At 42.0% G+C, this 14,265-nt stretch carries 14 protein-coding genes; 2 read left to right on the top strand and 12 right to left on the bottom strand.

Going from position 1 to position 14,265, the window contains the following annotated elements; genetic code table 11:
* Complete coding sequence (locus tag DI077_RS13080; RefSeq protein ID WP_242935197.1) at nt 1–3,144, bottom strand: SpoIIE family protein phosphatase; 3,144 nt, start codon at nt 3,142–3,144, stop codon at nt 1–3.
* An 83-nt stretch (nt 3,145–3,227) separates the two neighbouring features.
* Here DI077_RS13080 and fliJ point away from each other — a divergent pair, with 83 nt between their 5' ends.
* Both fliJ and DI077_RS13090 read left to right on the top strand, forming a co-directional pair.
* Nucleotides 3,228–3,827 (top strand): flagellar export protein FliJ, encoded by a 600-nt coding sequence (gene fliJ, locus DI077_RS13085; RefSeq protein WP_109020276.1) that lies wholly within the window; start codon nt 3,228–3,230, stop codon nt 3,825–3,827.
* Between the two features lie 3 nt (nt 3,828–3,830).
* A complete protein-coding gene (locus DI077_RS13090; protein ID WP_109020278.1) occupies nt 3,831–4,487 on the top strand; it encodes a periplasmic-type flagellar collar protein FlbB in 657 nt (218 codons plus the stop codon).
* Here the strand turns inward: DI077_RS13090 and gmk are convergent.
* From gmk to DI077_RS13145, 11 genes are all read right to left on the bottom strand, one after another.
* A complete protein-coding gene (gene gmk, locus DI077_RS13095; RefSeq protein WP_109020281.1) occupies nt 4,442–5,035 on the bottom strand; it encodes a guanylate kinase in 594 nt (197 codons plus the stop codon). The two genes, DI077_RS13090 and gmk, sit on opposite strands and share 46 nt — an antisense overlap.
* Nucleotides 5,032–5,313, bottom strand: coding sequence for a DUF370 domain-containing protein (locus DI077_RS13100; RefSeq protein ID WP_109020284.1), 282 nt, complete (start codon nt 5,311–5,313; stop codon nt 5,032–5,034). The genes gmk and DI077_RS13100 overlap by 4 nt, the downstream gene beginning before the upstream one ends.
* A gap of 12 nt (nt 5,314–5,325) precedes the next feature.
* Nucleotides 5,326–6,267, bottom strand: a complete 942-nt coding sequence (locus DI077_RS13105) for a hypothetical protein (protein WP_109020287.1) — start codon at nt 6,265–6,267, stop codon at nt 5,326–5,328.
* A 56-nt stretch (nt 6,268–6,323) separates the two neighbouring features.
* Nucleotides 6,324–6,611: a hypothetical protein gene (locus DI077_RS13110; RefSeq protein ID WP_109020289.1), complete on the bottom strand. Its 288-nt coding sequence runs from the start codon at nt 6,609–6,611 to the stop codon at nt 6,324–6,326.
* Nucleotides 6,612–6,623: 12 nt separating this feature from the next.
* A complete protein-coding gene (locus DI077_RS13115; protein ID WP_109020292.1) occupies nt 6,624–8,615 on the bottom strand; it encodes a DUF342 domain-containing protein in 1,992 nt (663 codons plus the stop codon).
* Between the two features lie 9 nt (nt 8,616–8,624).
* On the bottom strand, nt 8,625–9,425 hold the full coding sequence (gene whiG, locus DI077_RS13120; RefSeq protein ID WP_109020294.1) for an RNA polymerase sigma factor WhiG: 801 nt from the start codon (nt 9,423–9,425) through the stop codon (nt 8,625–8,627).
* A 104-nt stretch (nt 9,426–9,529) separates the two neighbouring features.
* Nucleotides 9,530–10,006: a hypothetical protein gene (locus DI077_RS13125; RefSeq protein WP_109020297.1), complete on the bottom strand. Its 477-nt coding sequence runs from the start codon at nt 10,004–10,006 to the stop codon at nt 9,530–9,532.
* A 4-nt stretch (nt 10,007–10,010) separates the two neighbouring features.
* A complete protein-coding gene (locus DI077_RS13130) occupies nt 10,011–10,934 on the bottom strand; it encodes a MinD/ParA family protein (protein WP_109020299.1) in 924 nt (307 codons plus the stop codon).
* Between the two features lie 40 nt (nt 10,935–10,974).
* Nucleotides 10,975–12,324 (bottom strand): flagellar biosynthesis GTPase FlhF, encoded by a 1,350-nt coding sequence (gene flhF, locus DI077_RS13135; protein ID WP_109020302.1) that lies wholly within the window; start codon nt 12,322–12,324, stop codon nt 10,975–10,977.
* A gap of 715 nt (nt 12,325–13,039) precedes the next feature.
* Entirely contained in the window at nt 13,040–13,372 is a 333-nt protein-coding gene (locus tag DI077_RS13140) for a DUF1330 domain-containing protein (protein ID WP_109020577.1), read from the bottom strand.
* A gap of 210 nt (nt 13,373–13,582) precedes the next feature.
* Nucleotides 13,583–14,140: a dihydrofolate reductase family protein gene (locus tag DI077_RS13145; RefSeq protein ID WP_109020578.1), complete on the bottom strand. Its 558-nt coding sequence runs from the start codon at nt 14,138–14,140 to the stop codon at nt 13,583–13,585.
* Between the last annotated feature and the right edge of the window lie 125 nt (nt 14,141–14,265).

Here is a 14,265-nt window from a genome sequence, read left to right on the forward strand (position 1 = left end):
TCATTCTATATCAATCAAAACGAGAGTCTCATCGTCATCAGGTGATTTGATTCCCGTAAAAGTTTTAATCTTTTCCAATAACTTCTTTTTGGCTTTTTCCAAAGAATCGTTTTTAGTGGAAAGAAGCATCTCTTGCCAATGTTCCTGACCCAACATCAAATGATTTTGATTGGAAGCCTCGGTAATTCCATCCGTATAAAGAATCAATCTATCGCCCGACCGAATGGAAACCGTTTCCGCCTTACAATCCAATTCCGGAATCCAGCCGATGAGTTTGCCTTGAGGGAGACTGATGATCGGTTCCTTTTCATTCTTCCTTGTGATGATCAAAGGAAGATGCCCACACCTAGCGTGTGTTACTTCCATTCGTTCCAGATTGATATACAAATAACTGGCAGTCACAAAGGCATTTTTTGTTTTTCCGAGAAGGGTCGTATTGATCCTGGAAAGTAATGCCACCGGATCGCGGGAAAGTCTCGCTTGAATGGAAAATGCAATTTTCAGCATGGCGGAGATCAATGCCGCAGGAATCCCATGACCTGAAACATCGGCGATAATAACTCCCAACTCTTTTTCCGAAATTACATGAAAGTCGAAAAAATCCCCTCCTACACTGTCCATCGGTTCATAATAGAAACTGGATTTCAAACCGGCAAGTTCCGGAGCGGTTTCCGGTAAAATCGAACTCTGCAATTTTCGGGCAACGCCTAACTCATTTTGAAATGCAATAAACTTGTTTTGTTCCTCTACCGCTTTCTTTAAAGTGATTAGGTTTTTCGATCTGGAAATCAGTTCCCTCTTATCGAAAGGTTTTGCCAAATAATCGTTTCCACCGGCTTCCAATGCGGATACGATATCCGTGATCTGATTTTTTGCGGTTAGAAAAAGAATCGGAAGCTGATGAAGAGAGAAAGACTCGCGAATCACCGAACATACGTCATAACCGCTCATCCCTGGCATCATTATATCCAGAAGAACCAATTCAAACGGTCCCTGGTCACGGATCTGCTGAATGGCTTCTCCTCCGTTGGAGGCCTCCACGACCTCACACCCAACCAAAGTTAGGTGATTTTTCAAAACTTGTCGATTGATCGGCTCGTCATCTACGACCAGGACTTTTACTATTTTTTCCTTCGTCTCTTCCTCGATCACATCCTCTTCTATCGGACTGAATGTTTTATATCCTTCAAAAGACATCCAAAGATCATTATTTCTTCCCGAATGTTTTTCCAAAGGTATCTCACCCTCTCTGGCCAAAGGCATTGTAAAATAAAAAGTGGAACCTTCTCCCAACTTCGATTCAACCCAGATGGATCCCCCGTGCAACTCAACCAACCTCTTGGTGATCGCAAGACCAAGTCCAGTTCCGCCAAACTGCCGTGTTGTGGAAGAATCAACTTGTTCAAAAGATCTGAAAATATCATGAAACTTTTCATTAGGGATACCGATCCCGGTATCGGAGACAGAAAATTTGCCAAATTGATCCATTATTTCCGCTTTGATTTCAATTTTGCCCTTTTCCGTAAATTTGATCGCATTGCCGACCAGATTGAATAAGATCTGCTGAACCCTCGCTTCATCTCCCAAAACGGGAGGAAAGTCCATAGAAATCAAATTGCGAACCTGCAAAGCCTTGGTCATGTACAATGGCCTGGAAACTACCAAAACAAAATCTATGATTTGTTGTAAGTCCAAAGTCTTCAGATCCAAATCCAGATCCCTGTTTTTCATTTTGGAAAAATCCAAAATATCATCCACGAGAGAAGACAATCGTTTGCCCGAACTGATGATCATTCCTAAGTTTTGTCTTTGTTCCAGGTTCAAAGAACCGCCAATTCCATCAAACATGGATTCTGCGATACCGATGATTCCGTTCAAAGGAGTTTTCAATTCATGGGATGTGTTTGCCAAAAACTCATCTTTCAGTTTGTCCAATACCATAAGTTTTTTGGACAGCGATTCCACATCTGAAAAAGCCTTACTGAAACGGCGGGATAATGTCAAAGATTGTAAAAGGATAAATAAAAATATGGCAATGGGGATGGCTTCGATGGAAAAAAGGATCTGATTGGCATTGAGAACATCCACGACACTAGCGATCGCCATAATCAAAATCCCCAGTGTAAAAAGCCTTCCTCCTTCCCTTTTATCCCAGATCGCGCGAGTGACCCCTTGCAATATCAATAATATACCGTATAACAAAACTACATTGAAATAAAGATTGAGTCCCGTGAAAAATTCCGTTTTGGAGAAAAACAACAAGGAAACAAAAAACAATGTAGGCGCAAGCAAACTCCATTTCATCCAACGCGTGAAATAAACGGGGTAAAATTCGTTAAAGAACGCATAAAACAAGTAAGGCGAAATATAAAAAGTAAGGTATTCGATCCTAATGCAGAGATCCCAACCTAATAACTGTTCCAATTCTCCGAATCCGAGTCTTTCACCCGTAAACAAAATCCGAATCGCAAGAATTCCTGCGGCAAAACCAAAAAGCAAATTTCCCTTATCTTCCCTTCTCCAATAAAACAAACCGAAATGATAAAGAGCGATGATAAAGACGGCACCTGCCAGAAACAAGGAGGAAGCAAGATGCCTGTTGGTTACTTTGTTTAAATTTTCCCATTCTCCGAGCAATGGAGGCTCCCACATTCCTCCTTTTGCATAATGAAAATTAGAAATATGAAAAGTTAATTCGTTTGTCCCTTCTTTCCAAACGATAGGGATGGTATGAAACTGAAACGAAGGTTTCGATGTGGAAAAATCCGTTCCCACATTGCCCGTCCGAGCAACACTTTTCCCATTCCAAAAAACTTCGTAAGCCGTGGCTAGGTCGGGGATTTTCAGTCCATAGATTTTGTTTCTTTCCGGTAAATCGGGAGCCGAGATAAAAAGCCTATAGGAACCGTAGCCTTTTCCGGTACCCAAAATCTGATTCCAAGTTCCGGGCGCCCGAACCATGATCGGCGGAGAAATAGATGTTCCCGAAGGAGGTAAAAACGTATTGGGGTAAAACTCCCAATCACCATGCAGATAAACCGGACTACCCCTATGATCAGCCATAAGATGAATTGGGTCCGCAAACAAAGAGATGTCTGCCGGTAGAAACAAAAGGAAAAATTGTAGAAGGATTCGAGCAGGCAAACCTTTACCTCTATCGTCACTTTTTTTTAAGAACAAGCAAAAAAGAGTACAAAAATAATTCCAAACACAGGAAATAGACAGGTGTGAAACGGTTTCAATTTAGTTTAGAGACAGTTCTAAAGCTGAGAGAGTGGAAAGAAGACGAAGAAATTCGGAAACTATCCGTAGTCGTCTCCGAATTGAATGCACTTTTCGCCGAACGTGAATTTAACGAAAAAGAAATTGATCGTTCTTACAGAGAGATCGAATCTAGCGCTAAAGTAGGAACCAGTTTAAGCGATTATTTATCCATTGAAAGATACATCCAAGGTTTGATGAAATTAAACGAAGACCTTGCTCTTAAAATTGAAGCCAAAAACGAAGACGTGGATCTGGTCAGACAAGGTTTGATACTTGCAAGAAAAGATAAAAAGGTGATCGAAGTTTTAAAAGAAAACCGTTATCTGGAATGGAAGAAAAAGAGAAAAAAACAAGAACGCCGGGAAGTAGAAGAATATAACGCCAATTTAGCGGCATCTCTTGCTTTTGCGGAAGGAATAGGTGTTACGGAACCTAAAGCCAACAAGAAGATTCCGAAAACATTCAAAATTCTAAATAGAGAAGACGGTGGCGACGAATTGATGAGCGATTTTAAAAACTTAAGAGACTTTTACGAAAAATATTATATGGGAAAAGGCAAATAATCGATGGCAAGTGTAACGGACAAAACCAGATCCTTTTTTTTAATCTTACTGATTTTTTTTCTAATCACAATCGGGTTTTTTATTTTTGATTATTTTCAAGTCCTGAATGCGGAAGACTATCTACCCTTCCTGAAAAGATCTCCCAGCTTTGTAAATCAGGATCTTCTTTCTCCGACGGAGTTGGAAAAACTGGAGATGGAAAAAGCAAGAGAGAGACTCATCTCCGACAAAGAAGAATTGGATCGACTCAAAGCAGAATTGGATTCTGCAAAGAACTCTCTTGCTACCGATAAGGAAAGATTGGAAGAGCTGAAAGAAGGAATCCAGAGAAAAGAAAAGGAAATGGCGGAGAAAGCCAGAAAGGAATCCGCAAGGTCGGAGAAGGTAAAAGTTCTTGCGAACAAAGTGGCGAACATGCCTCCCGAGTCAGCAAGAGATATGCTCCTCAATTGGCCCGACTATGATATCATAGAAGTATTCGAACAAATGGACAAAGACGCGGAAGAAGAAGGCCGACCTACCATCACAACCTATTTGCTGACTTTATTTCCTGCGGAAAGAAGATCCGTGATTTCCAACAAATGGTTGGATGCAAGTGCTAAGAATGTTCCCGGTTACGGTAAAACTTTGGATGATGAAGACGGTGAACCTTCGGATTGAATGATGGATTTCACTTCTTCCGTAGCACGATCCAAATCATCATTTACCACCACATAATCAAAGCTAGACGCTTGTTCTAGCTCTCCGATTCCGTTTGTAATCCTTCTTTCTATACTTTCTTCCGAGTCCGTTCCTCTTTTGATCAGTCTCTCGATCCAAATATCGCGGCTCGGCGGTTGGATGAAAATGCTGACGGACTCAGGACGGAGCGCCTTGACAGTTTTGGCGCCTTGCACGTCTATATCGAGTAAAACAACTTTGTTTTCTGCGATTGCCTTGTGAATCGGAGCTTTTAAAGTGCCGTAGTAATTTCCATGTACGGAAGCCCATTCATAGAACTGATCTTCTTCTATTTTCTTTTTGAACTCATCTACGGTTAGAAAATAATAAGTCACTCCCGGAATATCTCCGGGCCTTGGAGCTCTTGTAGTGCAAGATATGGAAAAATAAAACTCAGGATGAATGGAAAGAATTCTGCTGATGATTGTAGATTTTCCGCCGCCTGCCACAGAGGATATAATGTAAAGATTGGGACTAGTAGAACTCATTCTTCTTCCTCGTCCTCTTTACCGAAACTATTGTCTCCGTTTTCCAGACGTTTGGCGAGACTGTCCGGACGAATCGCAGAGAGTACAATATGTCCTGAATCCAGAACTAGTACGGAACGCGTCTTTCTCCCTTGGGTAGCATCAATCAAACGGGAAGATTCTTTCGCCTCAAGGCGTAATCTCTTCGCGCCTGCCGATTCCGCTTGTAAAATGGCAAGTATCTTGGAAGCAAATACTATATTGGAAAACCCGACGTTTAAGACGGGAAGAGAAGACATGGGAACAAAATACTAGATTCTTCTGGATCTATCAAGCCTAATCGTTTCGATCAAATGAATTTCATGTGTTCCGATATTCATTACATCCGAGATGTCTTCGTGGCTATATCCCTTTTTCAGCAAATGAACTACTTTATCGATTTTGCCTGCGCTCGCAGGAAGCTCTTCCAAAGCGGATTCCAATGATAATACGATTTGGTCTTCAAAATTTCTTTGGTGAGATGCGTATGCAGGATCATTTGCGTAAGCCATTTCCGTTAAAAATTCTTTTCTGGTTTTTCCTTCTTTGTTTTCATCCCGAATGATATTCGATTCTTCTTTCTTTTCAGAGAACGGATTTCCTCCGACGGTAAAATCCATTTTAGGTTTGAATTGAGGAAGCTCCACGGCACCGATTGCATCATTGGTAGGAGTGTTCATCCCTTCCATGCCCAAGATTCCTTTGACCGCTCTACCTAATTTTCCGAACACCTGATTGACTGCACCGTCGGTTGTAATTACTTCCGATTCATTTGCAAGAAACTGATTGGATCTATATACTTCTCCCACACCGGATCTTTGTTCCTTTAGACTATGGATGATAGGTTCAGCTTCCGTTTGTTTTGCCTGGCTCAATTCTTTTTCCAAAGACATACCTAATTCACGAAGAGGAGGAACTTCGTCTATGGCCTGTTTATTTGCCGGGCGTTCTCCTTTTACCGATTCATAATGTTTGAATTCTTTTGCAATGAGCTCCGCCTTTTCAATCATAGATCTGAGAGCTACAAGTCTTGACTCGATAACACCTACGGTCGCATCCAATTCCTTGATGGTTTCGGAAGTCGCCATATCTATAGCGCGGTCTAATTTTTTATCATAATATTCCGATACGGACTTTTGGACTTTTGCAGAAACGAATACATACAAAATCCCACCAAACAATATGTTGATTAATACTAGAGAAAAAAGTTCCATTTTCTAGTCTCCATAGAAACATTTCCAACAACATTCCTAAAGAGTATGAAAAGAACTTAAGCCATTGAATCGAAAAACGATCCTTTGTTCTGAGATAAATTGGCGCGAACGATCCCTGATTTTGTATAAGAAACCACTTCTTCTTTTTCTTGTTTTGGTTTCAAACCATTAGACGAAGTATTCGCCTTTGTCTCGGGAACTGTCTGGGCACGATTCTGGGTAGTGATTGCCGCTTTTTGCAATTCCACAACTTGGTTCTGGTAGGTGTTCGGATTTTCTACCTGAGCCCGTTTTGCAATTTCAAAGTGGTGAGTATTACTCGCAAAAGTTTCGTTGAGAATCATTGCATTACCCTTCTAGTTCTTAGGTTTAGCACGACCTCGTTTTTTTCTCCAGTCATTTTTATCTTCGTCCGGATCTTCGTAATTGGTACTTCGCACCTGGCCCCCTTCCTCAAAGAAGGTTTTTGCCTTGGTTTCGTGCCGCAGTTTGAAATCTGCATTTCGGATCCGGATGGAAACGCCGGGAAAGATGGTTTTTTCCACGGAAACGCGGCCACTGGCGGCCTGTTCTTCCATATAGGCAGTGAGAGTCTGGATTTCCTTATCGTATTCCTGGATTCGTTTTTCGAGCTTCTTAGTCCCAGCTTCCAATTTCTGAAGGTGGGCTTCGTTTTCGGGAGAAAAGCTGGCAGGGTCCGCTTCTTTACGAGCGCGGAGAGTACGCATGGTTTTGGTCAGTTGATCGAATTTGTCCTGGTTCTCGTTTTTCTTCTCTTCATATTCATTGATCTGCTTGAGTATCTTCGGATTGACCCCGACGATGAGATCTGTCTGAGGATTGGCTTGGGACCCGATGATTTTTGCGGCAATGAGCTGCGCTGCTTGGATGGTACCGCCTACAATCTGGCCTCTCTTTCCTTTGCAACTGACCTTACCACCTGCCATCAGATGTGAATGCAAAATCCCTTCCTGAACAATGATATCTCTTTCTGTAATGACGGTTGCGTTCTGAATGAACTTAGCAACGATATTGCCTCCTGTGGATTCAACACGCGCCTCTTCCCTTCCCGTCACACCTTGTCTTACGATGATGTCTCCGTCCGCTTCTATGATTGCTTTTTGAACAGTTCCGTAGATTTCGATATTTCCCGCAGCCTTAACCGAATAATTATCTTCTACGTTTCCTGTAATGATGATGGAACCGAGGAAGGTAACATTTCCTGTTTTGACTCCCACATCCCCATTGATACGGTAGACTGTTTCTACCGAAAGTTTCCCAAGTGCGTAAAGTACTTGGCCGTTGACTTCCGCCGTCAAACGCATCTTATCTTCGGAAAGTATGGTTCCCTTTCCTTGTTTCAATTCCACATCTGACCCGTCTTTGGCGGGAAGCACCATTCCGAAAAGATTTCTTCCCAACTTTCCTTTCTGAGCGGGTATTTTTTCGGCAAGTAATTGTCCTACAACTACGTTCTCGATCATATCCAAGTCTTTGTAGTCGACTCTTCCCGATTGATCTTCCTTGAAGTTCACTTTTTTTTCGGTTCGAACATAATAACGGATTTCCGCATTATTTCCATTAACGGGGTGATCTCCTTCCGCACCGACGAAAGGAGTATTGATTTTATCTTCATCAAGCGCCTGTTTGATGTCGGCTTCTTTCAAACCGTAACTGATTCCCATGTTCTTCAAAGAAACGACTATATCGTTGACTTCCAAATCACGCCCACCGGGTCTCGCAGGGAAAATAGTAACAAATGCCTTCATTTGCTCGGAACCGATTTCAATATTGCAGCTGGAATCATTTCCTTGTTTCGGTTTTTGATTCGAGATAAGAACCGGCTCACCTTTTTTATCTTTGATGATTTTGGCCAAGATGGCAGGATCAACTCCCGCAACTCCCCGAAAGGACAGTCGTTTGGTAACATCCGCCATGGCTACGGGAGTTCCCTCTCCTAACGGAGGATAAACGGTAAGAAATACACCTGTCTTGTAAATTTTTACGGAGAGACGACCGTCTTTGTTTTTAGGAGCAACCAGATCTTTCAGATCTTTGGAAAGTAATTTGCCTGTGCCGCCAGTGAGTCTTTCGTCCAAAGCACTCAACTCTTCCAAGATCAAGTCTTCCGGAATGATAGAGACACGGATATGAAAAGGCTCTGAGAAAAAAAGTCTCTTTCTTCCTCTTTTTAAAACGGTATAATCCAGCTCATGGATTTTTTTACCGAAGTGAACGGATGCAAGAGCAAGACATTCTTCGATCGAATCTCCGATCACTTCTACTTGTTCTTTTTCTTTTTTTTCGAACTCGGCAAGTTCCTCTTGCAGAAACCCGGTGAGAGACATGGCGAAGCCCTATCTTTTTTGGATGGCCGATTTCACTTTGGAGAGTTTGCTTCTCAAACGTGCTACCGCCTTGGTATGGAGTTGTGAAATGCGGGACTCTGTTACTTCCAACACTTCGCCTATCTCTTTTAAGGTGAGATCTTCGTAGTAGTATAATACAATTACTTTTTTCTCTTTTTCCGGTAGGGATTTGATCGCATCTACGATCACGTTTTTGATTTCTTCTTTTTCGATGATATTGTCAGGATTCATATTCATCGGAGATTCCAAAGTTTCCATAAAAGAAACTTCGTCGTTTTCATCTCCAAGAAACCAAATGTCATTTAAGGATACAAGGGAAGTGCCCGAAAGTTTGGTGAGAAGGGAATTGTACTCATCCATGGAAACTCCGAGTTCTTTTGCGATCTCTTCGTCCTCCACTTTTTTCCCTTCTTTATTTTCCAACATCGCGATGATGCCTTCCAATTGTTTTGCCTTTTGGCGGATAGAACGGGGAATCCAATCGACTGACCGAAGTTCGTCGAATACTGACCCGCGGATACGGGTCATAGCATAAGTTTTAAATTTAATTTCGCGGGAAGGGTCGAATTTTTCAATAGCGTCTAACAAACCAAAGACGCCATAACTTACCAAATCTTCGAATTCAACATTTTGAGGCATTCCGATCGCAATGCGGCCGGCTACGTGTTTGACAAGGGGAGAATATTTCTCCACGAGATAACTACGGATTTCGGGGTTCTTATTGACTCGATACTGTTTCCAGAGATCTGTCTCATCAAATTGGTTGTATTTGTCTAACAATCTGGACATAATAGGCCGGATAACCGGAAACTCTTACTTTATAGAAAAAATCGTATAAAAACGAAAATTACAAGAGCAATTTTTTTCTTATGTCTGATAAATTGGATAAATTTTCATCCTTCCTGGGGATCATCCTTAGCCATCATGGTTCGGATCGCCTCAGCCATGAGTTTCGGCTCGTTTTTGATGGCAATTTTGTCCACAATGATATGATCTCCGAACTTGCCTGACTTCGCCATAGCAAGTTTTGCTTCGGCAGCAGACTCGGCACCCGATTGTACCCCAAAGTCATCGCTGGAAAGAGACCCTGAATCGGAAGACGCCATAGAGGACGCACCGGCCTCATCCATATCCCCTTCTTCCCCACCGGAACCAAATCCACCGATGGACAACCCGCCTAAAAATTCCAAAAATTCAGGAACTTTTTTTTCCAAAACGGTATACACCCCGAATCCTAGACCCGCAAAAGCAAAGGTGGAAATGGCAGAGACAAATAAAATATAACCTATTCGGTTTCCAACAAGAAACCCACAGGTGGTGCTGATGATGGCACCAATAACAGCAAAACCGGCAAGAAAAACAATCTGCAAGGGATTAACCTTCGTCTTCCATTTCTTTTTCCATCTCTTTCTCTTTGAAATCTACAAAGTTAAAGAATTTTTTGAAAAATCCGGTGAGGCCTTCTTCATCGGAATAACCGCCTTCTGTTTGTAACAAATTATGAGTGATTCGAGTCAAACAAGCCGCCGCCTTACAACGAGGAGAGTTTAAAATAAAAGGTTTTTGTTCCCGGATGGATCTTTCCACTTCTTCGTCTTGAAAGATAAATCCCAAATTTTCCACTTGGACTTCCAAAAATTGACCGGAGATATCGATGACTCTGTCCGCTACTTTTTTTCCTTCAATGGCACTGCGAACCCGATTCACTATGATCTTTAGATTTTTGTCTTTGGACTGAGAAACAATCGATTTGATGAGTCCGTAGGAGTCGGTGATGGAAGTAGGTTCGGGAGTTGTAACGACCACCACTTCATCGGCAGGCATAACAAGACCGATCACATTGGCGGAGATCCCCGCGCCGGTATCTATGATCATTACATCGTAACGATCCAAGTCCACAAATCCTTTGATCAGATTGTTTCTTTGAGTTTCGTTTAAATTGGCGAGCTGAGAATACCCGGAGGCACCTGCAATGATGTCCACCCCTTCCGGTGTGGAGATAATAATGTCTTTTAAAGATTTATGGCCTTTGACCACATGATAGAGATTGTATTTAGGAATGATTCCAAGTAATACGTTGACGTTGGCAAGTCCCAAGTCTCCGTCAAAGATCAAAACCTTAAGGCCTGTCTTCGCTATGGCTATGGCAAGGTTTACGGAAACAGTACTTTTACCAACCCCGCCTTTTCCGGAAGCAACCGCGATGATCTTTGTTTTTTTCTGAGCATCGGAAGTCGGGACTAATTTTAAACCAGTATTTCCTTCAGTAAGCTTTCTAAGATTTGCAGCTTGGTCCATCGCTTGGTTATTCCCCTATCTAGGAGGGATAACAAGCGGACTAAGTGGCCTTATCAAAGACCTCGCCGGCTATCCCCTTCAATTTCTCTGGGTAAACTACACACTCTGCAAGAAGTTTTTTAGAAGCGTTAAGGATGTCAAAAGGAACATCCTGCCCCACACTACAAAATGCGAATTCCCTGTGAATAGTATCGGCTAATTCCACTACAGAACCTAAATATTCTGCTTCATCCAGCTTAGTTAATAAAATTCTTTTGTATCCTATTGTCTCATAAGCGTCTGCAACCGAGCGGGCATTGGAGGAAGAAATCGTGGAAGAAAGAACCAAAATGTTTTCCAGATAGTCTTTGTCTCCAAATGCCTGGTAAAATTCCCGAAGTTTCAAAATATTGTCGGGGTTTTTATGAGAGTAACCGGCAGTGTCCACTAAAATCAGTTCGGATCCGTCCCGAGCGACCGCCTCTTTCAATTTGCGAACGTCTTTCGCTGCATAAAAAGGCATGCCCATCGCATCCGCATAAAATTTCAGTTGGTCGATCGCCGCAATACGGTAGTTATCCGTTGTGTATAAGGAAACTTTCTTTCCCATATGGAGGGAGTATTTTGCTGCAAGTTTTGCTATGGAAGTGGTTTTCCCCGCGCCCGTAGGTCCTACGAAAAAAACCACCTTTCTTTTTCCGCGGGGCGTTCCGCTGAATAGATCGGAATCGATTGTGATTCTAGATTCGAGTATAGAAATCGCTTTTTCACACACGGTTGCAAAACGAGACGCATCTACGGAAGAAAGATGTTCTTCCAGCACTTGTGTAATCTCGTCCACATAACTTGCGCTCATCCCTTCCGATTTCAATTTGTCGGAAAGTTTTTCAATATTGGAATGTCTTTTGGGAATGGAAACTTGCGGAATTTCTCTCGAAATAGGGGGTTTTCCATGAATTTCGGGAACATTTGCCAATGACAAACCGATTTGTTCTTCCGCTTGGTATGGCTTTAAAGAAGATTCCAATTCGTAATCCTCGTCATCGATTACGATCGGCTCCATTCGTTCCATAACGGCCGCCCTTCTTCTTCTTTCCGAATAAGGTCTTACGGTTTCAATCGTTTTCGCCACCTTCTTCTCGTTTGCCGGCACAAGTGAATCCGTTTTCTGCTTTTGTTTGATCAGTTCTTTCAGATCTTTGAGTTTTTTCTCAATACGATCTTTGGAGTTTTGTTTTTCTGGGATACCCACATCGATTTCATACATCTTGCTTGCGAGAAGCCCGGTTCCGAAGAGTCCGCCTTCCGTTGTTACACGTTGATCATAAATATGCGCCTCCGGCCCATATTTCATTTTCATTTGCATGATACAGTCTTGTAAATCTTTGCCTCGGATTTTGACGAAATCCATCCCCTATACTCCCAAAAATCTGACGATTTGTTGAAATTCTAAAGACAGGCCTGATTTTGTACAGTCTTTTTTATGAGACATAATTCTATGCAGGAGCCGGGGATGGTTTTGTCGGAGCAGCTGTGTAGGTGGCGGGTTGTTGGAACGGCGATAAGTGGGAAGCGGGGATAAACGAAGTTCGGGTAACTAGCTTTTTTGGGGTTCTGTTGGGGGACAAATGAAGTTGGATAATCAACCGGGTTCCGCGCTCAGGAGGATAAGCGAAGTTCGTGTAACAACACGTGGTAGGTGGGATTAGCGCAATACGTATATCCCGGCGAGTTCCTCCTTCCTGGGGGTTAAACGAAGTTCGGTTATTCCGTTTTGTAAGTCCCAGCGGGGGTTTTAAACGAAGTTCGTATATCCCTCGTTTCAATGGAGTAAATCGCAATGCGGTTAACATGCTAAGTTTCGGGGATTAGCGCAAATCTGATAACACCCTCGAAAGGCGGGATAAACGTAGTTCGGCTAAATCCCAAAATGCCGCGGGATAAACGAACTCATTCCTTGTGTAATCTTTGCTGATCGATCTTGGAACGCTCTTTCGGGATGTATCTCTGTTAAATGATCTTTCCCAAAGAAATCAACGGAAAGAATTCTTTCCTAGTCGGATCATAAATTCCGAAAAAAATAATGTGTTTTTGTTAAACTACAAAAAACCCATATTTATATTCGTTTAATTATAACGTTCATATTCGGCAATGATGGTGGTAGATTCGACGGAAGGAGAGAAATAGGTTTCTCTTATTTTTAAATAGTTCGGATCGGAAAAGAAACTATTTTTCAATTCCTTATTCTTAAAGAAAATCAAGAACACTCTATTTATGAAATTTGTATTTTCGCTAATCAACGTTTCTTGAATTTTAAAATCATAACGAAAGCCACCCTCGTAATTTTTCAAAAGCGGAGTCATAGATTCCCTATACTTAGTATAAAGATCTTCATCTTTTATTTTCAAACCAACGACCGTTTCATAAGATAATAATGTTTTTTCTGATTCTTTTGTCATCGTTTCGATTTTATCTTCTATATAAAATAATGGAAGATATTTATTCGTTAAGATCAATTTTTTAGCGACGGAACAAAACGAAATAGACGTTATCAACGCTACACCCCTGCCCTCTGCCTGCGAAAGCCAAGAGATGGTGCGGAGCAAGAGTCGTGATTTTAACAATAAGCCATAGTTAGGTGATTAAGTTAAAAGCAAAGGAATTTTTCCTCAAACATGTTTTTTGTAGTGAAGAGCAATGGCGCCAGATTGAAGAGTTTTTGAGCCAAGAAAGTCCAACCGAAGACTTTCCTGCGGCTTCACAGTATCAAACAGCCGCGGCCCCTTTCCTGCAACGACCGGATGAACCACGAAACGATACTCATCTATCAAACCACGCTCAGAAAGCTGAGACGCAATGCTCAAGCTGCCTACGAAAATTTCCTTTCCAGGCTGTTCCCTCAAGGCAAGCACCTCTTCCATAATGTTTCCCCGCACAAGTCTCGTATTCGTTTCCTCAACCTGTTCCAATGTGGTGGAAAATAAGATCTTATCAAGTGAGTCGAACACGCGAGCGAACTCATTGGTTGCTTTCGACTCCGATTGATCCCTGGCCACTTCAGGCCAAAAGGGTACCATGAGTTGATACGTGATTCGGCCATAAAGAATAAGAGTTCCATTACGCAAAAGATCGGTGAAATACTCGTGCAACTCGTCGTCACCGATCATGTCCGTGTGACTGCAATACCCATCAGCGGTAATATTGATTGCGAAAATAATTTTTCTCATAGATCCGATTATAATGCTTTCATAGAAAAATTCAAGCACCAATTAATCGACTTTCTAATAATCGAATACAGTGACGGGTAGCAAATGTTCCAAGGCTTGCAAAACAAATCCCATGAATAAAAATT

This window comes from Leptospira kobayashii (assembly GCF_003114835.2).
Taxonomy (GTDB): domain Bacteria; phylum Spirochaetota; class Leptospiria; order Leptospirales; family Leptospiraceae; genus Leptospira_A; species Leptospira_A kobayashii.

What these genes read in the sequence shown, in the direction of transcription:
- whiG (WP_109020294.1), bottom strand. Translation starts at nt 9,425, where the DNA reads ATGTCCAGATTGTTAGACAAATACAACCAATTTGATGAGACAGATCTC.
- gmk (WP_109020281.1), bottom strand. Translation starts at nt 5,035, where the DNA reads ATGAGTTCTACTAGTCCCAATCTTTACATTATATCCTCTGTGGCAGGC.
- DI077_RS13140 (WP_109020577.1), bottom strand. Translation starts at nt 13,372, where the DNA reads ATGACAAAAGAATCAGAAAAAACATTATTATCTTATGAAACGGTCGTT.
- DI077_RS13090 (WP_109020278.1), top strand. Translation starts at nt 3,831, where the DNA reads ATGGCAAGTGTAACGGACAAAACCAGATCCTTTTTTTTAATCTTACTG.
- DI077_RS13105 (WP_109020287.1), bottom strand. Translation starts at nt 6,267, where the DNA reads ATGGAACTTTTTTCTCTAGTATTAATCAACATATTGTTTGGTGGGATT.
- flhF (WP_109020302.1), bottom strand. Translation starts at nt 12,324, where the DNA reads ATGGATTTCGTCAAAATCCGAGGCAAAGATTTACAAGACTGTATCATG.
- DI077_RS13145 (WP_109020578.1), bottom strand. Translation starts at nt 14,140, where the DNA reads ATGAGAAAAATTATTTTCGCAATCAATATTACCGCTGATGGGTATTGC.
- DI077_RS13110 (WP_109020289.1), bottom strand. Translation starts at nt 6,611, where the DNA reads ATGATTCTCAACGAAACTTTTGCGAGTAATACTCACCACTTTGAAATT.
- DI077_RS13130 (WP_109020299.1), bottom strand. Translation starts at nt 10,934, where the DNA reads ATGGACCAAGCTGCAAATCTTAGAAAGCTTACTGAAGGAAATACTGGT.
- DI077_RS13115 (WP_109020292.1), bottom strand. Translation starts at nt 8,615, where the DNA reads ATGTCTCTCACCGGGTTTCTGCAAGAGGAACTTGCCGAGTTCGAAAAA.
- DI077_RS13100 (WP_109020284.1), bottom strand. Translation starts at nt 5,313, where the DNA reads ATGTCTTCTCTTCCCGTCTTAAACGTCGGGTTTTCCAATATAGTATTT.